Genomic DNA, 19,971 nt, shown 5'->3' on the forward strand with positions numbered 1-19,971 from the left:
CGAGCCACAAAGGCGACAACGGCGAGGTGGCTGGTCGTCGGCGGCGGCCCGTACACCGGCGCGCCGGCGCTCACTGCCCAGGCCGCCCTCAGAGGCGGGGCCGACCTCGTTCGAGTCGCCTGCCCGGCAGTCGTCGCGCGGGAAATCCAGTCCTACAGCGAGAACCTCATCCTCAGACCGTTCGACGGGGACCACCTCGCGCCACCCCACGTCGACAACCTCGCCGAACTGGCGGCAGAGCACGACACGCTGATCGTCGGGCCGGGACTCGGGAACGCCGACGCGACGCTGGAAGCGGTCGGGGACCTGCTGTCAGGATTCGAGGGGACGGCTGTCGTCGACGCCGACGCTCTTTCCGTGGTTCCGGACATCGAAACGGACGCGGACCTCGTCTGTACGCCCCACCAGGGCGAGCTTCTCGGGATGGGCGGCGAGACGTCCGAGGACTGGCGGGAGCGGGCGGACCTCGTGGAGTCCTTCGCATCGGAGGTCGACCAGACACTGCTGGTCAAAGGCCCGTACGACATCGTCTCCGACGGCGAGCGAACCCGCGTCGGCCGGACGGGCAATCCGGGGATGACGGTCGGCGGCACCGGCGACGTGCTCGCGGGCGTGACGGGGGCGCTCGCCTGCGTTCAGGAGCCGCTCGACGCGGCCGCCATCGCCGCCTACACCGTCGGCACGGTCGGCGACTGGGTCGTCGACGACCGCGGCTACGGATTGGTCGCAACGGACCTGCTAGACGAGATACCGAGCGTACTGTGGCAGCGGGAAGCAGAAGCGTAGCGTCCGCAGTCAGGCCGACGCACCGACCAGCTCCCCGGCTTTCGCTCGGGACTGCTCGATGATCGCGGGCCGCGCCTCGAACTCGATAACCACCTGGTCGCCGTAGTCGACCGTCTCCACGCTGGCGTGGTCGTGAATCCACGAGACGAGGCTCATCGTGTCGTCGGTCATCGGGAGCACGAGTCGCTCGCGTTCGTAGTCCGGCAGTTCGTGGTCGATGCGGTCCGCCAGGTCGTCGATGTTGAGCCCCTGCTTGGCGCTGACGGCGACGGGGTTCGGAGCCAGCGACGAGAGCGCGTCTTTCTTGCGGCGGACCTCTTCATCATCGACCATGTCGGTCTTGTTGAGGACTGTGACGATGGGCGCTTCGTTGCGCTCGTACAGCGTGTCGTGGCTCGTCACCAGTTTCTCCCGGATTTCCTCGACCGACTCGGAGACATCGACGACGAGCAAGACCAGATCGGCGTGATACACCGACCCGAGCGTCGATTTGAACGATTCAACGAGCCAGTGCGGGAGGTCCTGAATGAACCCGACGGTGTCGGTGACCAGCACCTCGCGCTTGCCGACCGCCGCGCGGCGGGTGGTCGTGCCAAGCGTCGTGAACAGACGGTCCTCGCTCTCGGCCGTGGTATCGAGGTCGGGATGCAAGTCGTCGTTCTCATCGACGTCGAGGTCGTCGGCGAGGCGGCGCAGGAGCGTCGACTTCCCGGCGTTGGTGTAGCCGGCCAGCGCGACGAGGTCGAAGCCGGACTCGCGGCGCTGCTCCCGGCGGTGTCGCTCAGTCTCCTCGATGGATTCCAGTTCGTCCCGGATGTTGGCGATCTGCTTTTTGATGTCTTCTTCGCGGGACTCGTCGTACTCGCCGAGCCCCATGAACCCCGGCCGCTCGTCGCGTTTGGCCAGGCTCGCCTTGGCCTCGGCGCGCGGGAGTTCGTAGCGCAGTTCCGCGAGTTCGACCTGGAGCTGGGCTTTCCGTGTCTGGGCCCGCTGGCCGAAGATTTCGAGGATGAGTCGGAAGCGGTCGATGACGCGCACCCGCTCGGGGAGTTCGTTCCCGATGTTGTACGTCTGGTACGGGCCGAGTTGATTGTCGAAGATCACGACGGCGGCCCCTTCGCGAGCGACCGCGTTGCTCAATCGCGTTACCTTCCCCTCGCCGAGGTGGTACGCCGGGTCCTCCGTTCTGGTCTGTGTGATCTCGTCGACAACCTCGTAGCCGGCCGCCCGGGCAAGGTCCCGGATTTCCGTCGTGTCGGCGGTGCCACTGTCGACGCGCTTCGCGATAACCGCTCGTTTCGTGGTGTGTGTCGCCGTCACTCGTTGGAAAACTACGGCGTCCGATTATTTAACCCCCCGGGAGGGGACTCACACTCTTCCGGGGGTCGGCGGTTGGACGGTAAAATGGCAGATACTGAGCGATTCCTGCAGCCGGCTGGCGAAACTAACGACTTCGATACCCGCTCGAAGGCTGAAATGCAGCCAGCAAAGCGGTAGCGGTCAGTCCGGCTTATTCGAGGTCGAAGCGGTCGAGCTTCATGACCTTGTTCCATGTGTCCACGAAGTCGTGGACGAGCTTCTCCTCCGCGTCGGCAGAGCCGTAGACTTCCGAGATGGCCCGGAGCCGGTCGTTCGAGCCGAAGACGAGGTCGATGCGTGTGGCTTCCCACTTGACCTCGCCGGTATCACGGTCGAGACCTTTGTAGACGTGTTCTGAGTCCGACGCCGGCTCCCACTCCGTTCCCATGTCGAGCAGGTTCACGAAGAAGTCGTTGGTCAGCGTCTCCGGTTCGTCGGTGAAGACGCCGAGGTCGGTGTCCCCGTAGTTCGCACCGATCGAGCGCATCCCGCCGATCAGGGCGGTCAGTTCCGACGCTGTCAGGTTCAGCAGGTCCGCGTTGTCGACCAGCACTTCCTCGGCCGGTCGCGTGATGTCGTCCTGGATGTAGTTTCGAGCCCCGTCGACCTTCGGCTTGAGAGCGTCGAAGGAGGCGGCGTCGGTGTGTTCCGGCCCGGCATCCACTCGGCCGGGTTCGAACGGAATCTCGACGTCGTAGCCCGCGTTCGCTGCCGCCTGCTCGACGGCCGCGTTGCCGCCCAGCACGATCAGGTCAGCAAGCGAGACCTGCGTCCCGTCGGATCGCGAGTCGTTGAACTCCGTCTGGATGTTTTCGAGTGTCCCCAGGACCGTCTCTAGCTGCTCGGGCTCGTTGACTTCCCAGTTTTTCTGGGGTTCGAGTCGGAGACGAGCGCCATTAGCGCCGCCGCGCTTGTCGCTGTCGCGGTAGGTCGATGCCGACGCCCACGCGGTCTTGACGAGCTGGGAGACAGAGAGGTCCGAATCGAGGATCTTTTCCTTGAGCTCGGTGACCTCCTCGTCCCCGATCAGGTCGTAGTCGGCGTCCGGGAGCGGGTCCTGCCAGATCATCTCTTCGTCAGGAACCTCCGGACCGAGGAACCGCTCAGGCGGCCCCATGTCGCGGTGGGTCAGCTTGTACCAGGCCTTCGCGAAGTTCATCCCGAACTCCATCGGGTTCTCCTGGAAGGTTTCCATGACCTCTCGGTAGTCCGGGTCGCGCTTCAGGGCGATATCCGTCGTGAGCATCATCGGCGTCTGCTTTTCGTCCGGGTCGTGGGCGTCCGGCACGCTGTTTTTCAGCTCCTCGCTCGTGGGTGCCCACTGCCACGCGCCGCCAGGACCCTTCTCCGGCTCCCACTCGTAGTCGAGCAGGTTGTTGATGTATCCCATATCCCACTCGGTCGGCGACTGGGTCCACGGCCCTTCGATACCGCTCGTGATCATCTCGCCGCCTTTGCTGTTCCCGTTCTCGTTTTGCCAGCCGAGGCCCTGCTGCTCGATGGGGGCCGCTTCGGGCTCGGGACCGAGGTTCTCCTCGGGGTCGTCAGCGCCGTGGACTTTGCCGAACGTGTGTCCGCCGGCGATGAGCGCGGCCGTCTCCTTGTCGTTCATCGCCATCCGGTCGAACGTCTGCCGGATGTTCTTCGCCGACGCCTCCGGGTCAGGGTTGCCATCCGGTCCTTCCGGGTTCACGTAGATGAGGCCCATCACGGAGGCACCGAGCCCTTCTTCGATTTCGCCTGGCTCGTCGAAGCGTTCCTGGGTTTCCATCTCGTCTTCCGGCCCCCAGTTGACAGCCTTGTCCTCCTCGAAGGCGTCCTCGCGGCCGCCGGCGTAGCCGAACGTCTTGAATCCCATCGACTCGATAGCGACGTTTCCTGCGAGAATCATCAGGTCGGCCCATGAGATCTTTTTGCCGTACTTCTGCTTGATCGGCAGAAGCAGTCGTCGCGCCTTGTCGAGGTTCGCGTTGTCCGGCCAGCTGTTGATAGGTGCAAAGCGCTGTCGGCCGCCAGCCGCGCCACCGCGACCGTCGGCGGTCCGGTACGTCCCGGCGCTGTGCCAAGCCATCCGGATGAACAGCGGGCCGTAGTGGCCGTAGTCGGCTGGCCACCAGTCCTGCGACGACGTCATCAGCTCTTCGAGATCCGACTTCACCGCTTCGAGGTCGAGTTTCTGGAACTCCTCCGCATAATCAAAGTCGTCCTCCATCGGACCGACATCACGGGCGTTCTGGTCGAGGATCTCCAGATTCAGCTTGTTTGGCCACCAGTCCTGATTAGATTTCGGTCGCTTCGAATGTCCACCTGCGGCACCGCTCATATCGGAATTCGGTGTTTCTGCCATCTTAACAGTAAGTAAGATTCGTCGGTAGCATACAAATCTTTGGATATGAGTAAAGAAATGGCATCGTGTGAAAAATATCGCCCCGAATTCTTTGGGACACCCCGGTAGCAACGACCCCCGTTCCTGTGGCGGAGGCTGTGTAAAAGGGAAAGCGCCAGAGGGAGCACAAAGGATTTAAAAACAGGCGGTCAGGTACGCTGTATGGGTGAGTTCGTACTCCAACTAGATGGGTTGGGCCTCCAGCAGATGGGCCTCGAATTCGGTGGTGGCGGCCTTATCGGCGGGATCATCGGGTTCGCCGCCAAGAAGGTCGCAAAGCTCATTGCCGTCATCATCGGCATCGAGCTGGCACTGTTCAAGTTCCTCGAGACGCGTGGCATCCTCCAGGTGAACTGGGACGCGATAGGCGGGGCCGCACAGAACGCGACCGGCACCGCCGGGAACGCGGCGTCGGCGCAACCGCCGTCCTGGGTCACGTCACTGCTCTCGGCGCTGCCGGTCAGCGCTGGTTTCACTGCCGGGTTCTTGGTCGGCTTCAAGAAAGGGTAACGCGACGCCGCGGCGTTAGCGCGTACTGATGTCGTCTTCGTCTTTGATTATCTGGGTTTCTGCCTCGCCGCTGGTGTGTTCGTTCACCACGTCGTAGAAGTCGTTCTGTAGGCCGGCCGGGAACGTCATGACGCCGACCCACGAGCCGTCGGACTGCCACTCCTCGCGTTCGAGGTCGCCGAACTGTCGGATCTGTGCCTGGGCGCTCCCAGCGTAGTCCGCGGGGACCTGCACGGCGACGGTGACCTCGTCGAACCGGATCGGAATGACCGGCCGGAGCGCATCGAGGGCGTCGTCGACCTGCGCCTCGACGGGTTCCATCGGGTCGACTCTGAAGTCCGTCTCTTCGAGCGCGGATTCGATGCGCTCCGGCGGGTGCGGCGCGTCGTCCATCTGTGGGTTGACCGCGTTGCGCGTGATCCGCTGGATGAGCTGTTTGTGTTTTTGTTCCTGCATCTCGCGGCGCTGGTCGGCCGTGATCTGTATCTCCCCCCGCTTGATGACTTCGGGGATGATGGCCATCGGATCAGTGGTGTCAAACACCTCTTCGAGCATATTCTCGGGCGGTCGGTCCCCCCGCGAGGCGTCCTCGAACACGTCCTCCGCGGCGATAACGTCCTCGAGGTCGCCGTCGAAGTCATCACGTTTTATCGCTAGCGCCGCGTCCGGATCCACCAGTACCTCGAACCGCTGGCCGTGGGATTCGAGGCGCGCCGTCACCGCCTCGTCAAGCGATATCATACCCGTCGGTAGCAGTGGGCCAGTTAAAGGCCTTACTGCGTGGTCGGACAGAAAAAGTCCAGTCGCCCGCGAGGGCTGTCGGAAGGGTTACTCTTCGGTGGCGTCTTCGCCTTCGTCGTCCGCGTCTTCACCGGTATCAAGGAGGTCGGCCTCCGCGAGGTGAGTCTCCTTCTCCTCGTCGGTCAGCTGGCCGAACGTCTCCGTTTCGACGTCGACCGTGGCGACGCCGATGCCTTCCGGCGTGAGCCCGTCCTCGTTGACCGACGCGAGAGCGGCCAGCGCGAGGTCGACGCCCTCGTCGAGGTCCATCCCCTCGTCGTAGTGCTCTTCGAGGTAATCCCGGATGTCGCCGCGGTCGGCTCCGACAGCGAGGGCCTTCCATTCGTAGGGCGTCCCGGAGGGATCGGTCTCGAACAGGCGCGGCTCGCCGTTGACGATGCCGCCGATGATGAGCGCAACGCCGAACGGGCGCGCGCCGCCGACCTGCGTGTACTGCTGGATGTAATCGGTGATTTCCTTGGTGAGGGTCTCGACGCCGACCGGCTCGCCGTAGCGCAGCTGGTTCACCTGCGCCTGGCGGCGGGCGAAGTCGATGAGCTGTCGGGCGTCGGCGACGTGGCCGGCCGAGGCGATGCCGATGTGGTCGTCGGCCTTGTGGATCTTCTCGACCGAGGAGCGCTCCATCAGCGGCGACCGGATGCGCTTGTCCACGGCGAGAACGACGCCGTCGCTCGTTCTGACGCCGATGCTTGCTGTGCCGCGTTTGACCGCTTCGCGGGCGTACTCGACCTGGTAGAGGCGTCCGTCCGGCGAGAAGATAGTAATCCCGCGGTCGTAGGCCTGCTGTTGATTTTGTCCCTGCATAGTTATCGGAAATCGAGTGCTGTCGCGCCGACGAACGCGCCGCCGGAGGCCGCTTCGACATCGTAGCGCGGAGGCCGAACAGTAGCGCTCCGGTCTGCGTTCTCGAACACGACGTGTCTCTGTTCAGTGGCTTCCGGCGGCCCGCGTATATACTTTTCTTCACAGGCACGCACAGTGCCGCTAATCCCCCGGACACGGACCCGAACCTCATCGCCGTCGACGCTCTCCAGACAGGTCAGTGCGGCCCGCGCTGGGTCTGTCTGGCCGCGTCTGGTCCGGACGATGGCCTCGGCCGTGCCGTCGTAGTCGTGGAACTGGAGGACGGTCATGTCCGTCTCGGCGCTGCCGGTGTCGCCCAGCAGGTTCTGGGCGGCGTACCACACCGCCCGCTGGAACGCCCGACGGTCCAGCGACGCTGTCGGCCACGTCTCGATACCGACGGCCAGATAGCGCCACCGGGGCCGGAGATGCTTCGGGAGGTGTTTCATACGCCAGCGTTGGGGCGGAGGACAATGAGCAGTGTGGTGTAGCTACTGACTTTGAAGGAGGTACGACTCGTCAGTCACGCGCTGGCGTTCTTTGTACCGGTGTGGGTCCTTACCCGGTAGTATTTCTCGCACACAGGGCCGTTGTATTCGTCTTTTGACCAATCCACAAAACACTTAGCGACCAGAAATCATAATTCACTGTGGATTTGTTCCGACGGTCAGTGCTTCGGCTGGCTGGTGTTACACTCGGTGGACTCGTCACGGGATGCTCGTCAATGGATACAGAGCCACCCACAACGCAGTCACCGAAAACTGTGGCTCAGCCAGCACTGGAACTCACCGGAGAGGTTAAACGCCAAGCAGCAGCCGCGGCCCCTGCACGAGTGGCAGCGACGCTGACAAACGTCGGGAGCGAAACGGTCCGTCTCGGGTACGGTCCGACGCTGCTGTTTACCGATACGGGTCCAAGTGAGGACGTGACCCGGACCGACACCCTCGTGTTTGATCCGAAGAGTCGGGGCGTACTGCGAGCCGACCCCGTACAGACATCAGCAGGGTGCTGGCGGTACCAAGCGGACGGGAGAGAAGGGATCCAGAGTTCGATACAATACCGGGAGCTGACGCCAAACGACGAGGGATCCGGAGAGTACGATATTTATACGGCTGCCGCGGCCGAGGCGTGTCTCCCTGCAGGGACGTATCGACATCAAGACATCGTCGAAACGCCCGAGCCAGTTCGGTCGGCGACGCTGACGCTCCAGCTGGACATCGACGAGCAACAGCGGATCGCCGTCTCCGGCGAGGTGTCGGCATTCAGGAGCGCGGCGTCCACCCAATAGGCACGCAGCTACTGCGGGATCGATGTCGCTCGAAAAACACACTCCGGGAAACGCCTTTGGTGATACGTCCCCCCGTCAGTTCCGGGGTGGGGCTATCGGAGTGGTTTGTCGGCTCAATGTGTCTGGCAGCTGTCTGGGTCACTACAGAACTAAGGGAGCTGGGTTGCTGTGGATCGCAACAGCACCGCTACGCGTCGTCGCCCTGTTGATCACCGTCTTCCAGTCGGACGCCCGGTTCGATGACGGCGTCGCTCTGGCGCTCGCGGTTGCGCTCCGCGACCCGCTCCCACTCTGCCAGGCCCTTTCGGAGGGTATCAGCGTCGAAGCCGATGGTCTCCCCGACCGCGATGAGATCCCGCGGTGCGCGAATCTGGAGATGGTTACTCGGCGATGCCGAGACGACGAACGGTGCGCCGGCGTCCTCGACCAGTTCCCTGAGCTTCCGGAGTTCCTTGATAGCCCGGACGCGAGTGCCGCCGGAGGCCCGGAGCACCGGGCCGAAGTCGAACTCGACGCGGACGCCGTTGTCGGCCGCCGCGTTCGCCAAAACGTGGTTGAAATCGCCGTCCTCGCGCATCGGGTGGGCGAGCACGTCGACGGTCGGTTGCTCGACCGCGAACCGGTTGATGCGGCGGTCGCCGCCGTGGACGACGACGACCGTCCGGTCGCTCCGGTAGTTCCCGACGAAACCGCTCGCCCGCGAGGGGTCGTCCGCCCGGACCTCGACGCCGGCGGCGACGTCGATGTCGTACGCATCGCTGATAGCGTCGGCGTCGTAGTCCGCCTGCGCGTCGCCGTGGTTCCTGACGACGATGCCGTCGTACCCCGAGTCGGCGGCCGTCAGCGCGTGCCGGGCGACGGTGCTGTCGCCGTCGGGGTGAGCGTAGACGGCCTCGTACATCACAACTCCTCAAGGAGTTCGCGGGCGTTAGCGACGGCCTTCTCCCGCTTTGCGGGGTAGGCCTCGACTTTCGCCCGGAGCGTGATGCCGTCGCCGCGTTCGACATCGCCACCGAACGCAGCCTGTTTGTCGAAGGTGAGAAAGAACGAACAGTTGTCGTCGACCCGGTCGTCCAGTTCCGCACGCACTGCCGCGATATCCGGCGCTGACGCGACCTGCGTGAGCACGTGGCGGATGTCGTCCGCGTTCTCGACGCGAGCCGAGAGGACGACGATCCGGTCGCCGTAGTGACCCTCGCTTTGTGCGCGCTCGATAGGGTAGTCCTCAGGCAGGAACGTTCGGAGCGCTCCCTCGACACGCTTGTCGTCCTCTGTCGCATAACAGAATGTCCGGAGGTCGACGTAGTGGAACGGAACCGACGACATTGAAGCCCTACTCGTCCTCGGCGGCTTCGAGGTTGTCTTCGGGGACGCCCTGCTCCTGTCCGTCCTCGAAGGAGACCGTGTAGTTGGCGTCGCCGAACATCGTCTCGACGACCTGCGTGATGGTGCCTTCCTCGCCGTCGTAGTCGCTGTGCTCGTCGTGGAGAATAACGCTGTCGTCCTCTTCGAATGCCATACTGGGCGGTACTCGGTGGCTCGTCAAAAAGGGACTGATTCAGGTTTGCTCGGCCCAGTCGCGGACGTGGTGGGAAAATGTCCCTGTGACACGGCCCAGATCTGACAATCAGGACCGCGACAAACCTCGATCAGCCCAAAGCCAGGGGTACGCTGATCAGGGCTGACCGATCTTGGTGTTCCCTGTCGCTTCCGTTGCGAAAGGCATGGCCATGATTAGACTTGTCTAAATATTTTCTTAGATAGATAGAATTAAGTGTCAGATCATTCTACAGTCACATGCGTTCCATCAACCACGGAACGCAAAGGCGTACAGATCGAGTGGGTAGAACAATCCGTCAGGTCGTCGAAACAGCCAATGAGTTCCTGCTACACGGGAGCGTGGCTATCCTTGTTCGGGCCTCTTCCCGTGTTTCGCTTCGAATGAGCCGGACCAGACATGTATCCGCGTTTGCAAGCTCTCCACCAGTGTCAGTGGCACAACGGATTCGGTTTCGAAACCCCCCTGAGATACGCCACGGCAGCCGATACGTCACAACAACTGTTATGGGACTCTCTCGACTAACCATCGACATGATCAGTCCACCGCTCTCCCCCGTCAAGACGGTTGTTTCGTCGAGGTGTCAGACACAGATAGGACACAGATGACGAGCGTCGACGACCTGTGGTACCTCTCCGACGGGGCGTGTCAGACCGCCGAGCAGACGTATCACCAGCTCCGGGAGCAGTACAGCGGCTACATCGAGTTCACGCGCCACCGTAACGTCCCGCGGAATCGGTTCCGGGACGTGGCCGCTGTCGCTCGGGACCACGGCGCACCGTACGGGGCGCACACGCTCGCCTACCGGCCCACCGGTGAACTCCTGCTCGTCCGCCACGAGGGCGTCGACATGTGGGTACTGCCCGGCGGCGAACTCGATGCCGGTGAATCCCTGCAGGAGGCCGCACTGCGGGAGTTAGGCGAGGAAAGCGGCATCGAAGCGGCCATCGAGGGACTGGGGCTGCTCGGACGGGTCGAGTTCTACTGTGACGGGAACATGGCCTGGGGCGTGCTGCCGGTGTACGAGGCGCGAGCGGAGACGACCGACATCGCAGTCAATGACCCAGATCATGAAATCAGTGAAGCCCGGTGGTTCGACGAACTGCCGGCCGATACGCGCGACCGCGAAGAGATTCTGCAGTGGCGCGGGCGGCGGTTCGGCGGCGGGGCGTAATCCGCTGAAACTGCACGGGTTACTCCGGGCCGAACGACTGGCCTTCGCGAGCGTCGGCGTTCATCCGCCGGATGGTCGCGCGAGCGTTGCTGGCGTCGTAGCCGAACAGCACGGTTTCGGCGTACTCTTCGGCCACTTCGACGGCCTTCGAGAGGTCGTCGACGTCCACGTCGACGGCGTACAGTTCGATGCTGAACGGGGTCGAGAGACGGTCCTGCCAGCCCTTTGCGAGAATCTCCAGCCAGTAGGTCGTCGAGTACGCCATGTCGTAGATGGGGACGACGAACTCGTCGACGTACTCGGCGATGTCGTCGACGGCGACGCCGGAGCGGGCTTCGAGGTGGCCGGGATAGGGGTCTGGATACAGCGTGAGGTACATCTTCCCGGGCACGCGCTCGCGAGCCTCGGCGACAAACTCCGTGATGACGTTGCTGCGCCAGGCCGACCAGTCCTCGAACTCGCTGTCGGCGAAGCGCTGCTCGCAGCGGTCACAGTGGCAGTACTCGTCCCGTGGAAAGCCCACGTCATCGAGGCGGACGTCCTCGTTGACGGCGGCGGCCTCCTCGATGATGTCGAGCAGGCCCTCGCGGTAGCGTCGTGGGTCGGGCAGACGTACGTCCAGTCGAAGTACGGCTGGTTCCGGGTCGCCGGTGTCCCCTCGTCGTCGAACGCGAGCAGGTCCTCCTCGCTCTCGACTGCGTTGTCGCCGAAACAGGACACCATGTTCACCGCGCCGGCAATCGGTTCGACAGCGCGGCCGGTCACGTCCTTGACCTCGTAGAACGCCCGGTCGAACTCGGACCACTCCGTCTCCTCCTCGTTACGGGTGACGACGCCGTACATACACGCTGGTACGGCGGTTCGCCGGGTAAGAGTTCGGAAAGCGACGGCGCTGTCGCTGACAGCGCAGAGACCGAGAGAATACTGCCGGCCATCGGGATACCCCACCCCATACGACGCCGTTGAGGACCAGTAGGCAGGGCGGCCGACAGTAGATTCAGAGGGCGATACAGTCGATTCGCGCAGCCTTACCGCTTGACGTAGTACGCGAGGGCAAGTGCCATGACCGCGACAAGGGCGATGACTTTCTTTTGCATCATTTCAATAAACGAACACCGATTATAAAGAACTATCGCCGTGCTAATCGTCGGCACTCCCCTCTGTATCAGCGGGCATATCGGCGTCAGGGCCGGGGATATCGGCCTCGTCGTGAGTACCGACGGGCGGCCGGTTTACCTCCGCCGCTGACGACTCTTCGAGAGCAGTCCGGTCGTCAGCGTCAGCCTCAATCGTCTCCATCTCGCCGTCTTCTCGCGCGTCCTGGTCGATCCGCATCGAACAGAACTCAACGCCGCACATCGAGCAAAAGCGCGCCTCTTTGTAGTTGTCACCGGGGAGCGTCTGGTCGTGGTACTCGCGGGCGCGGTCGGGGTCTAACGCCAGGTCGAACTGTTCGCGCCAGTCGAAGGCGTACCGGGCTTCAGAGAGCGCGTCGTCCCAGTCCCGCGCCCCCTCGCGCCCGTTTGCCACGTCGGCGGCGTGGGCGGCGATGCGATAGGCCGCAAGCCCGTCCCGCACGTCGGACTGCTCCGGGAGGCCGAGATGCTCTTTGGGCGTGACGTAGCAGAGCATCGCCGCACCAGCACGGCCCGCCTCCGTCGCGCCGATGGCGCTCGTGATGTGGTCGTATCCCGGCGCAACGTCGGTCACGAGCGGGCCGAGGACGTAGAAGGGCGCGCCGTCACAGACCTCCTGCTGACGTTCGACTTGCTCGGCGACCTGATCCATCGGGACGTGGCCCGGCCCTTCGACCATCACCTGCACGTCGTGCTCCCAGGCGGTCCGCGTGAGTTCCCCGAGCGTGTCCAGTTCGGCGAACTGCGCGTCGTCGCCGGCGTCGGCGAGACAGCCCGGCCGGAGGCCATCGCCGAGGCTGAAGGTCACGTCGTGCTCGCGGAATATCTCGCAGATGGCCTCGAATTTCGTGTACAGCGGGTTCTCCATGCCGTTCTCCTCGATCCACTGGGCGAGGATAGAGCCGCCCCGGGAGACGATGCCCGTCTTCCGGCCGTCGGTCAGCGGCAGGTGTTCCATCCGGACGCCGGCGTGGATGGTCATGTAGTCGACGCCCTGCTTCGCCTGCTTCTCGATGACGTCGAGCAGCAGTTCGTGGGTAATCTCGCTCGGGTCGCTGGCGCGCTTGACCGCCTCGTAGATGGGAACTGTTCCGATGGGGACCGGCGAATGTCGGACGTTGGCCGACCGTATCTCGTCGAGGTTATTCCCTGTCGAGAGGTCCATCACCGTGTCCGCGCCATAGTGGACAGCGGTGTGGAGCTTCTCCAGTTCGCCCTCGATGTCGCTCGTCTCCTCGCTGTTGCCGATGTTTGCGTTGACCTTCGTCGCAAACTCCCGGCCGATAATCATCGGGTCCAGTGAGTCGTGACCGACGTTTGCGGGAATCACCGCCTGTCCGTCGGCGACTTGCTGCCGGACGAACTCCGGTTCGACACCTTCGCGCTCTGCGACTCGCGCCATCGCCTCGGTGACGGTTCCGTTCCGGGCCGCTGCTAGCTGCGTCATAATCACTAGGTTATACTACTTGGTTATAAAGCTGCGGTGATCGGTCGCGGTAAAGAGACCCTGTCAATACTGGGACCGACCCCAACACCGATGTACGCGAACAGGAAATAGACGAACAATGGCCCGCCGGACCCGCCGCGCAGTACTCACGGCGCTGGGGAGTGGTATCGCCGCGACGGCAGGCTGTGGGTCGTTCGGTCGGGAGCGGGTGGACGTGCTGGTCGCGGGGAGTTTACAAAAGGCGGCCAGTGAGACGCTACAAACCCAAACAGACGTGGAGGTCGCTGTCGAAGCCCGCGGCTCTGTTCAGGCCGCGCGTCTGGTCGCCGACGGGAAGCGCGACCCGGCTATCGTCGCGCTGGCGGATCCGACCCTGTTCGACCGGGTCATGGACACCGCCTGGCACGCTGTGGTCGCCAGCAACGAGATGGTGTTGGCGTACAACCCTCAGACGGGCGGCGGGACGCGCGTCGCGGAGGCGGACCCGTGGTACGCCCCGCTCCGGGGGGACAGTGTCTCACTGGGCCGCACCGACCCGACGCTCGACCCGCTTGGCTACCGGACCCTGTTCGTGCTGGCCCTCGCAGCCGACTACTACGACGAACCCGGCCTAGCTGAGGCGGTTCTCTCGCCGGACCAGACCTATCCGGAAACGCAACTGCTCGCACAGTTCGAGACGGGAGCCGTCAACGCCGCGTTCGTCTACCGGAGCATGGCAATGGAGCGGGACTACCCGTTTCGGGAGTTCCCCCCGGAGATACACCTCGGCGACCCCGCACACGCGGAGCGGTATCGGACCACCAGCTACGAACTGCCAAACGGCACGGCAGTCGCCGGCAACCCAATCGAGTACGGAGCCGTCCGCCGTGACGAGCAAGAAGCGACGCGTACAGCCTTCGAAACAGTCCTGTCCGGCGACTGGCTCGCACCACACGGATTTACCGTCCGTCAGGCGTATCCTCGACTAGTGGGAGATGTCCCGAGTACTGTCACGCGGTGAGACCAGAGCCGGCCACGCGGTCGGCGTGCGCGAACTCGTGCCCGTCCTGGGAGCGGTGCTGCTCCTGTATTTCGTCGTCCCGGTGATGGTGCTCGTGCTCACGTACTCCCCGACAGCGCTACTGACGAGTCTGACCGAGACGTACGTCATCAACGCCGCAATCACGTCGCTCGTCGCCGCGCTCGGCAGTACCACCATCGCCGTCGTGTTCGGCCTGCCGTTGGCCTACTGGCTCTCGAAGAACACTGGCATGCTGGCGACCGCCGCGATGGGGGTCGTCGTCCTGCCGCTCGTCCTCCCACCGATCGTCAGCGGGATGTTGCTGTTGACCGTCGTCGGCCCGAATGGATTCGGCGGCCTTACCGACCTGGCGCTGACCCGGTCGCTGCTGGGCGTCGTCGCCGCCCAGACGTTCGTCGCGTCGCCGTTCTTCGTCGTCACCGCCAAGGCCGCCTTCGACGGCATCGACGACCACCTCGAAGAAGCGTCACGGTCGCTGGGCCGTGACTGGGTCGGGACGATGCGCTCGGTGACGGTGCCGCTCGCAAAGCCCGGCCTGCTCGCCGGCCTCGTACTGACCTTCGCCCGCGCGATGGGCGAGTTCGGCGCGACGATGATGCTGGCGTACTACCCGCGGACGCTGCCGGTCCAGATTTGGGCCTCGTTCATCTCGGACGGACTGGACGCGGCGCTTCCCGTGGCAGTGGTCCTGCTGAGCGTCGCGCTCGGGACGCTGCTGATAGTCCATGCGCTGCGGGCGACACCGTGGCGATAACGGTCGGCGTTGTAAAAATCGCGCCGCTGACTTACCGCTCGTGCGCCCAGAACTCCTCGTCGACGGTGACCTCTTTCTTGAACAGCGGCACCTCCTCCTTGAGACGGTTGATGCCGTCTTCGACAGCACGGAACGCCTCGCCCCGGTGGCCGGCCAGGATGACGACGAAGACGATGTCCTCGCCAGCGTCGACTACCCCGGTCTTGTGGTGCAGGCGAACCGCGTAGACGCCGTCCCGCGCTTCGAGGTCCCGCCGGAGCGCGGCCATCTTCTCTGTGGCGACCTCGTCGTAGCGCTCGAACTCAAGCAGTTCCGTCGGCTGGTCCTCCGGTCCCTCCTGTGCGCGGACGCGCCCGGTGAAGGTCGCAATTGCGCCGGAGTAGACTTCGTCCGGATCCCGCTTTACGTCCGCTACGAGCGTCTCCAGCGTGATGTAGGGGTCCCGTTCCTCCATCGCCGCGACGATGTCGTCGAGATCGGCGTCCGCGCCGTGGGGTGCGCGATGCACGACGGGGTCGGCGACCTCGCGGTCGTCCAGAACGACCTTCGGGATGCTCGCGTCCGAATATCCCTCGACAAGTGCGTAGTCGTAATCGGGCGCGAGCGCGTCCAGCGTCTCATCGAGCGTTCGGGATTCGCCCGTCGCGTACCACTCGCCGTCGTCGGTGAGCGCGACCGTCTCGGCCGCGCCGGCGTCGCGGTGGCGAGCCGTGTCTTTTCCGTCCGTGTCGACGTCCGGGGCGTGCGTGCAGTGTTTGACCGTCGCGACGCGTCCGGACCCGGAGAGCCGCTGGGTCAGCCGCTCGACCAGCGTGGTCTTCCCCGACTCGGAGTGGCCGACGATACCGAGGACTTGCATGCACACCGGTAACGGGGCGACGTAGATAGACCTTTTTCATGGCAGCCCCGAATCCGTCGCCAGTAGCCGTGCTCACCGGTCGACGGTCTTCTCGACCACGCGGATGTCTTCGATGGCCGTCGCGGGGTACTCGCCGTCCTCGTCTTTCTCGTTTGCCTTCACCATGTCCCACACGACGTTGAGGCCGGTCGTCACGCCCTCCAGCGCCTCCATCTCGCAGCCGGTCTTGCCGACCGTCTCGACGGCAACGGTGATTTCGACGGCCGCGTCGCCGACGGTGAACTCGACTTCGACGTTCGTGATGGGAATCTGGTGGCACATCGGCACCGTCTCCCAGGTGTGCTTGACCGCCTGAATCGCACCGATGCGGGCCGTCGTCAGCACGTCGCCTTTCTCCACCTCGTCGGCGTCGATAGCCGCCAGCGTGGACTCGGTGAGCCGAATCTGTCCGCGTGCGACCGCGCGGCGCTGGCTCTCGGCCTTGTCTCCCACATCCACCATCTGTGCGTCCCCGTCCTCGTCGACGTGCGTGAACTCCTCGGGCATGCCTCCCTGTAGCCGACGCCGGCCCAAAACCGTGCGGGTGCGGGTCCGCGTACCGGCGGAACCGTGCGGGGCCGCGTTATCGACGGACGAGGCCGAGCAGGTGACCCACGGCTGGCGCGACGAGTTTCTCCGCGCCCGTTCGGGCAGCGTTCTCGCTCCCGGGCAGGCAAAACACCAGCCGGTCGTCGACGACGCCGGCGGTCGCCCGCGAGGCCATCGCCATCGCCCCGACTTCCTCGTAGGAGAGCCAGCGGAACAGTTCCCCGAAGCCGGGAACCGGCCGGTCGAACAACGGTTCGATGGCGTCGACGGTCACGTCGTCGGGCGTGAGGCCGGTCCCGCCGGTCGTCAGAACCACGTCGACGCCGTCATCTAGCAGGGCGGCGACAGCGTCTTCGATAGCGTCCATCTCGTCCGCGACGAGGCGGCGCTCGGCGATTTCGTGGCCCGCGTCCTCGCAGGCCGCGGCGATGATGTCGCCGGCAGGGTCGTCGTCCAGCGTTCGCGAGGTCGAGACCGTGAGGACCCCTATTTCAACCCCTTCGGCGTCGTGGGCGTGATGGTCGTCGTGGGCGTCGTAGTCGTGCTCTCCATGACTGTGGTCGTGGTCACTGTCATGGCCGTGCTCTGCGTGTTCGTGGCCCGCCTCGCTGTCGCTGGCTGCCTCGTCATGGTCGTGTCCCATACCCGAAACGACAGTCGGCGGAGAAATATACCCTCGGCTGTTTGGCCGGTGACCGGCGGTCGGACGGCGGCCCCGGCACCGCGCCAAGCCAGGTCTGGGGCCGAGAGGTCAGCGGCTTACTCGTAGTACGGCAGGCGTTCGACGACCTCCGCGAAGGCCACGTTCTCGCGGACCTGATCCATCTCGACGCGGAGACGCTCCCCGACATCTGCGTCAGAGACGATGACGACGTACCCGCCGTCGATACGCGCGACCCCGTCGCCTTTGTCGCCGATGTTTTCGATCTCGACCACGCGCGTTTCACCCTCGGCAACTGGCGGGGACGACGGTGCGAACTCCGGTTCCCTGCTCCGCCCGTCGGACCGGGAATCGGACTGGGTCTCAGACTTGGATTGAGAATTGGACTGAGGCTCGGGCTCCGATTGAGAATTAGACCGAGGCTCGGGACTGGAATGAGACTGTGACTGGGGGGTGGGTGCCGAAGCCGCCGACTGGAACAGTGCAATCCGGTACAGCGTCCCGGGGGCCAGCGTTCCCAGTTCGACTTCTTGTTTCGGAATCTCGACCACGTACGAGTCGTTCTGCTCCTCGACGGAAGCCGTAAAGAGACAGTGAAGATCTGAATCGGTCGCCATTAGTATAATTGGTTCAGCTAGCACCGGAACTGCATTGATTCTGGTGTTTTCGATCCGTCGGGCCGAGCACTGCTGGAAGGGGTGACAGACAGGCTGTGCACGCCCGCTATCGAGCGATCCGTCGGGCAGAACTCGGGGTTACTCGAACTCGAACAGCCGACAGAGCTCGCGCTCGATGGCGTCGGTGAACGCCGACAGCACTGTGTCGAACGTCGCTTCGTCGCCCGGGAGAGACTGTGCACGCGCCGCAGTGTCGTCGGGCAGCCGGATGCTGAACGTCCCGTCCCCCTCGTACACCGGCTCGCTCTCGCTGAGAATCTGCCGGTCGATCCCGCGAAGGACCTCGGAATCGTACTGCCCGTGTAGCTCCTGGTACGCGTTCGAATACGCCGTTTCGAGCTCCTCGAAGTAGTGGACGTACTTCTCGTCGAACTTCTCGGCGTCGAACTCGGTCATAGATGCAGTGTCGCCGGGGCGAGGGTAAAGGGTTCCGTGCCTCAGAGATGGAGTTCCCAGCCGAAACCGCTGCAGCGTCAGTCGACATCAATGCGGTCGGATTCGGGCTCCGCCGGTCGAGGGTCTATCGGCCACGACCGGACGCCGCTTACCACTCCCGCGTACCCCCGATTTCACCGTCGAATCGAGTGAAAAACTCGTCCATGAATTCCCGACGAGTCCGACCGAGACGGCGGCCGGGGTGGGTGTACAGCATATCTAGACGTTCTCGGGCCCATTCCCGAAGCAGCGTGATATCCGGATGATCCGACGATTCGAGGTCAGTATCTGACGTGTCATCGATGACAGCGTATTTCTTACCCGTCCGCCCAGATCGCTCGCCGACGATACAGGCCAGTCGGACGAGTCCGCGTGCCCCGGCAGCGTCCAGTTTGTCCGCATCGAAGAGGAGTTTCGCCTCCAGCGTTCTCGGCTCCGGAGAACTCGCGCGGATACTGTGTGCTCGGATACAGTGTTTGACACGGTCGATTCGGTCGGGCTTCACGTCTTCGGCCGCGAGTAGTTGCGCGGCTTCCGCCGTGGCCCATTCGTCGTGGTCATCGATTTCACCGGCCCGCTCCCGGGGCCGACCGATATCGTGGAGCCACGCCGACGCGGCAAGGACATCCCGGTCGACCGAGCCGTCGCAGTGCCCCGCGAGCCGAAGCGCGACGTCTCGGACTCGCTTGGCGTGAAACTGGTCGTGCGCTGGGAGGGCGTCTTCGTAGTACGGGACCGACAGTGTTCGAGCGAGGGGACCAAGTTCCTGTGTCATTGGCGGCGGTGGCACCTCGCGTGCCGGCTGGAATAACTGCTGTGAAATGCCTCTGTATCGCTGACATGAAGCGGAGCGGTCCCACTCAGCGGGAGTCAAGCAGGTCGTCGAGGAGTTTCCGCTGGGCGGCGGCGAGATGTTCGGTGAACGTCGAGGTGGAGATGTCAAGCGCTTCGGCCACGTCGCCGGCAGTCGCATCGCGCGGATGCTCGAAGTACCCCATCTGGTGGGCCTGGCCCAGCACCTCGCGCTGGCGATTGGTCAGTTTCGCGCGGTCGAGCACGACCGGCTGATCCGTCTCCGTGGACGTGTCTTCGAGTAGCCGCCGTAGTTTGACGGTCTCGCCTTCCGACTGGAGGTCGGCAACGATATCCCGCAGAGTCGGCATATCGTCGACGAGAAACGTGACAACGATGGATTCGGTATCCGCCGTGAACTTCTGGACGACACAGCCGGCCGCTTCGATACGTTCACAGACACAACCCTGTTCGGCCGCCCGGGACAACTGGAAGACGTGTCGCTGGTCGTAAGCGAAGACATGGTCCACATTCGGGAGTTCGCTCTGTAGCGCTCCCGGGTGGTCATCACCGCCCTTGAGCGTGAACTCTTCGAGAACGCGGTCGGCATCGCCACTCGTTGCGCTCCGAGAGACCGACGACACTGACCACTCCTCGTCAGCGTGTGGCTGTACTTGACAGGACCGAGGACCGAACACTTCGACCTCGGCGAGCATTCGGCCCGACATACACGGTAGATGGGCCGGCCTCCATAAGAAAGGGCAGGCGAACATGTTCGTATAAAAAACCGCCATATAATGGGCCTAAGATGTCGGGCTGGCAGTTCATCCGGGTTCTGGGACAAACCCCGAACACAGCGACACAGCGCAGCCGTTCGAATCGCTGGCGAACCGAGA

21 protein-coding genes and 2 pseudogenes are annotated in these 19,971 nt (G+C 64.0%); 6 read left to right on the plus strand and 17 right to left on the minus strand.

What is annotated here, in order from left to right:
* Positions 1-786, plus strand: a pseudogene (locus tag GJ630_RS15145) (NAD(P)H-hydrate dehydratase); the annotation flags it as partial.
* Positions 787-795: 9 nt separating this feature from the next.
* Here GJ630_RS15145 and hflX read toward each other — a convergent pair.
* Entirely contained in the window at positions 796-2,106 is a 1,311-nt protein-coding gene (hflX, locus tag GJ630_RS15150) for a GTPase HflX (RefSeq protein ID WP_014040575.1), read from the minus strand.
* Positions 2,107-2,296: 190 nt separating this feature from the next.
* Positions 2,297-4,492 (minus strand): catalase/peroxidase HPI, encoded by a 2,196-nt coding sequence (katG, locus tag GJ630_RS15155; protein WP_191450225.1) that lies wholly within the window; start codon positions 4,490-4,492, stop codon positions 2,297-2,299.
* Positions 4,493-4,693: 201 nt separating this feature from the next.
* On the opposite strand from katG, the gene GJ630_RS15160 reads away from it, so the two are divergent.
* Positions 4,694-5,041, plus strand: a complete 348-nt coding sequence (locus GJ630_RS15160) for an FUN14 domain-containing protein (protein WP_008308823.1) — start codon at positions 4,694-4,696, stop codon at positions 5,039-5,041.
* A 15-nt stretch (positions 5,042-5,056) separates the two neighbouring features.
* Here GJ630_RS15160 and GJ630_RS15165 read toward each other — a convergent pair whose 3' ends face one another.
* From GJ630_RS15165 to GJ630_RS15175, 3 genes are all read right to left on the minus strand, one after another.
* Complete coding sequence (locus tag GJ630_RS15165; protein WP_014040578.1) at positions 5,057-5,782, minus strand: ribosome assembly factor SBDS; 726 nt, start codon at positions 5,780-5,782, stop codon at positions 5,057-5,059.
* Between the two features lie 87 nt (positions 5,783-5,869).
* A complete protein-coding gene (psmA, locus tag GJ630_RS15170; protein WP_014040579.1) occupies positions 5,870-6,646 on the minus strand; it encodes an archaeal proteasome endopeptidase complex subunit alpha in 777 nt (258 codons plus the stop codon).
* Positions 6,647-6,648: 2 nt separating this feature from the next.
* The gene (locus GJ630_RS15175) at positions 6,649-7,134 is read right to left on the minus strand and encodes an Rpp14/Pop5 family protein (RefSeq protein WP_050007415.1); all 486 of its coding nucleotides are present in this window, start codon (positions 7,132-7,134) and stop codon (positions 6,649-6,651) included.
* 275 nt (positions 7,135-7,409) lie between these two features.
* Here GJ630_RS15175 and GJ630_RS15180 point away from each other — a divergent pair, with 275 nt between their 5' ends.
* Positions 7,410-7,973, plus strand: a complete 564-nt coding sequence (locus tag GJ630_RS15180; RefSeq protein WP_146418079.1) for a hypothetical protein — start codon at positions 7,410-7,412, stop codon at positions 7,971-7,973.
* 187 nt (positions 7,974-8,160) lie between these two features.
* On the opposite strand, the gene GJ630_RS15185 is transcribed toward GJ630_RS15180, so the two are convergent.
* From GJ630_RS15185 to GJ630_RS15195, 3 genes are read right to left on the minus strand one after another with little or no spacing between them, the layout of a single operon-like run.
* Entirely contained in the window at positions 8,161-8,874 is a 714-nt protein-coding gene (locus tag GJ630_RS15185; protein ID WP_146418078.1) for an RNase P subunit p30 family protein, read from the minus strand.
* Complete coding sequence (locus GJ630_RS15190) at positions 8,874-9,299, minus strand: RNA-binding protein (protein ID WP_064287873.1); 426 nt, start codon at positions 9,297-9,299, stop codon at positions 8,874-8,876. The genes GJ630_RS15185 and GJ630_RS15190 overlap by 1 nt, the downstream gene beginning before the upstream one ends.
* Before the next feature lie 7 nt (positions 9,300-9,306).
* On the minus strand, positions 9,307-9,492 hold the full coding sequence (locus GJ630_RS15195) for a hypothetical protein (RefSeq protein ID WP_004515500.1): 186 nt from the start codon (positions 9,490-9,492) through the stop codon (positions 9,307-9,309).
* Between the two features lie 643 nt (positions 9,493-10,135).
* On the opposite strand from GJ630_RS15195, the gene GJ630_RS15200 reads away from it, so the two are divergent.
* Positions 10,136-10,705, plus strand: a complete 570-nt coding sequence (locus GJ630_RS15200) for an NUDIX hydrolase (RefSeq protein WP_044951872.1) — start codon at positions 10,136-10,138, stop codon at positions 10,703-10,705.
* Between the two features lie 19 nt (positions 10,706-10,724).
* On the opposite strand, the pseudogene GJ630_RS15205 reads toward GJ630_RS15200, so the two are convergent.
* Both GJ630_RS15205 and thiC read right to left on the minus strand, forming a co-directional pair.
* Positions 10,725-11,548, minus strand: a pseudogene (locus tag GJ630_RS15205) (hypothetical protein).
* A 297-nt stretch (positions 11,549-11,845) separates the two neighbouring features.
* Positions 11,846-13,288: a phosphomethylpyrimidine synthase ThiC gene (gene thiC, locus GJ630_RS15210; RefSeq protein WP_191450227.1), complete on the minus strand. Its 1,443-nt coding sequence runs from the start codon at positions 13,286-13,288 to the stop codon at positions 11,846-11,848.
* Between the two features lie 118 nt (positions 13,289-13,406).
* Between thiC and GJ630_RS15215 the strand changes: the two genes are divergently transcribed.
* Both GJ630_RS15215 and GJ630_RS15220 read left to right on the plus strand, forming a co-directional pair.
* Positions 13,407-14,288: an extracellular solute-binding protein gene (locus GJ630_RS15215; RefSeq protein WP_014040587.1), complete on the plus strand. Its 882-nt coding sequence runs from the start codon at positions 13,407-13,409 to the stop codon at positions 14,286-14,288.
* The gene (locus tag GJ630_RS15220) at positions 14,263-15,063 is read left to right on the plus strand and encodes an ABC transporter permease (protein ID WP_191450229.1); all 801 of its coding nucleotides are present in this window, start codon (positions 14,263-14,265) and stop codon (positions 15,061-15,063) included. The genes GJ630_RS15215 and GJ630_RS15220 overlap by 26 nt, the downstream gene beginning before the upstream one ends.
* A gap of 31 nt (positions 15,064-15,094) precedes the next feature.
* On the opposite strand, the gene GJ630_RS15225 is transcribed toward GJ630_RS15220, so the two are convergent.
* The 7 genes from GJ630_RS15225 to GJ630_RS15255 form a co-directional block, all read right to left on the minus strand.
* A complete protein-coding gene (locus GJ630_RS15225) occupies positions 15,095-15,922 on the minus strand; it encodes a molybdopterin synthase (RefSeq protein ID WP_014040589.1) in 828 nt (275 codons plus the stop codon).
* A 72-nt stretch (positions 15,923-15,994) separates the two neighbouring features.
* Entirely contained in the window at positions 15,995-16,468 is a 474-nt protein-coding gene (gene moaC / locus GJ630_RS15230) for a cyclic pyranopterin monophosphate synthase MoaC (protein WP_014040590.1), read from the minus strand.
* A gap of 76 nt (positions 16,469-16,544) precedes the next feature.
* Positions 16,545-17,153, minus strand: a complete 609-nt coding sequence (locus GJ630_RS15235) for a molybdenum cofactor biosynthesis protein B (RefSeq protein ID WP_146418076.1) — start codon at positions 17,151-17,153, stop codon at positions 16,545-16,547.
* Positions 17,154-17,269: 116 nt separating this feature from the next.
* The gene (locus tag GJ630_RS15240) at positions 17,270-17,788 is read right to left on the minus strand and encodes a TRAM domain-containing protein (RefSeq protein WP_064287877.1); all 519 of its coding nucleotides are present in this window, start codon (positions 17,786-17,788) and stop codon (positions 17,270-17,272) included.
* A 138-nt stretch (positions 17,789-17,926) separates the two neighbouring features.
* Positions 17,927-18,244 (minus strand): DUF5783 family protein, encoded by a 318-nt coding sequence (locus GJ630_RS15245; protein WP_014040593.1) that lies wholly within the window; start codon positions 18,242-18,244, stop codon positions 17,927-17,929.
* A 148-nt stretch (positions 18,245-18,392) separates the two neighbouring features.
* Complete coding sequence (locus GJ630_RS15250) at positions 18,393-19,058, minus strand: HD domain-containing protein (protein ID WP_014040594.1); 666 nt, start codon at positions 19,056-19,058, stop codon at positions 18,393-18,395.
* 85 nt (positions 19,059-19,143) lie between these two features.
* The gene (locus tag GJ630_RS15255; RefSeq protein WP_064287878.1) at positions 19,144-19,803 is read right to left on the minus strand and encodes a helix-turn-helix domain-containing protein; all 660 of its coding nucleotides are present in this window, start codon (positions 19,801-19,803) and stop codon (positions 19,144-19,146) included.
* Positions 19,804-19,971 lie beyond the last annotated feature (168 nt).

The organism is Haloarcula sp. CBA1122 (assembly GCF_009741785.1).
GTDB lineage: Archaea > Halobacteriota > Halobacteria > Halobacteriales > Haloarculaceae > Haloarcula > Haloarcula hispanica.

What these genes read in the sequence shown, in the direction of transcription:
- katG (WP_191450225.1), bottom strand. Translation starts at nt 4,492, where the DNA reads ATGGCAGAAACACCGAATTCCGATATGAGCGGTGCCGCAGGTGGACAT.
- GJ630_RS15255 (WP_064287878.1), bottom strand. Translation starts at nt 19,803, where the DNA reads ATGTCGGGCCGAATGCTCGCCGAGGTCGAAGTGTTCGGTCCTCGGTCC.
- GJ630_RS15250 (WP_014040594.1), bottom strand. Translation starts at nt 19,058, where the DNA reads ATGACACAGGAACTTGGTCCCCTCGCTCGAACACTGTCGGTCCCGTAC.
- psmA (WP_014040579.1), bottom strand. Translation starts at nt 6,646, where the DNA reads ATGCAGGGACAAAATCAACAGCAGGCCTACGACCGCGGGATTACTATC.
- GJ630_RS15220 (WP_191450229.1), top strand. Translation starts at nt 14,263, where the DNA reads ATGTCCCGAGTACTGTCACGCGGTGAGACCAGAGCCGGCCACGCGGTC.
- GJ630_RS15240 (WP_064287877.1), bottom strand. Translation starts at nt 17,788, where the DNA reads ATGGCGACCGATTCAGATCTTCACTGTCTCTTTACGGCTTCCGTCGAG.
- thiC (WP_191450227.1), bottom strand. Translation starts at nt 13,288, where the DNA reads ATGACGCAGCTAGCAGCGGCCCGGAACGGAACCGTCACCGAGGCGATG.
- GJ630_RS15165 (WP_014040578.1), bottom strand. Translation starts at nt 5,782, where the DNA reads ATGATATCGCTTGACGAGGCGGTGACGGCGCGCCTCGAATCCCACGGC.
- GJ630_RS15180 (WP_146418079.1), top strand. Translation starts at nt 7,410, where the DNA reads ATGGATACAGAGCCACCCACAACGCAGTCACCGAAAACTGTGGCTCAG.
- GJ630_RS15235 (WP_146418076.1), bottom strand. Translation starts at nt 17,153, where the DNA reads ATGGGACACGACCATGACGAGGCAGCCAGCGACAGCGAGGCGGGCCAC.
- GJ630_RS15160 (WP_008308823.1), top strand. Translation starts at nt 4,694, where the DNA reads ATGGGTGAGTTCGTACTCCAACTAGATGGGTTGGGCCTCCAGCAGATG.
- GJ630_RS15200 (WP_044951872.1), top strand. Translation starts at nt 10,136, where the DNA reads ATGACGAGCGTCGACGACCTGTGGTACCTCTCCGACGGGGCGTGTCAG.
- GJ630_RS15225 (WP_014040589.1), bottom strand. Translation starts at nt 15,922, where the DNA reads ATGCAAGTCCTCGGTATCGTCGGCCACTCCGAGTCGGGGAAGACCACG.
- GJ630_RS15195 (WP_004515500.1), bottom strand. Translation starts at nt 9,492, where the DNA reads ATGGCATTCGAAGAGGACGACAGCGTTATTCTCCACGACGAGCACAGC.
- moaC (WP_014040590.1), bottom strand. Translation starts at nt 16,468, where the DNA reads ATGCCCGAGGAGTTCACGCACGTCGACGAGGACGGGGACGCACAGATG.
- GJ630_RS15245 (WP_014040593.1), bottom strand. Translation starts at nt 18,244, where the DNA reads ATGACCGAGTTCGACGCCGAGAAGTTCGACGAGAAGTACGTCCACTAC.
- GJ630_RS15215 (WP_014040587.1), top strand. Translation starts at nt 13,407, where the DNA reads ATGGCCCGCCGGACCCGCCGCGCAGTACTCACGGCGCTGGGGAGTGGT.
- GJ630_RS15190 (WP_064287873.1), bottom strand. Translation starts at nt 9,299, where the DNA reads ATGTCGTCGGTTCCGTTCCACTACGTCGACCTCCGGACATTCTGTTAT.
- GJ630_RS15175 (WP_050007415.1), bottom strand. Translation starts at nt 7,134, where the DNA reads ATGAAACACCTCCCGAAGCATCTCCGGCCCCGGTGGCGCTATCTGGCC.
- GJ630_RS15185 (WP_146418078.1), bottom strand. Translation starts at nt 8,874, where the DNA reads ATGTACGAGGCCGTCTACGCTCACCCCGACGGCGACAGCACCGTCGCC.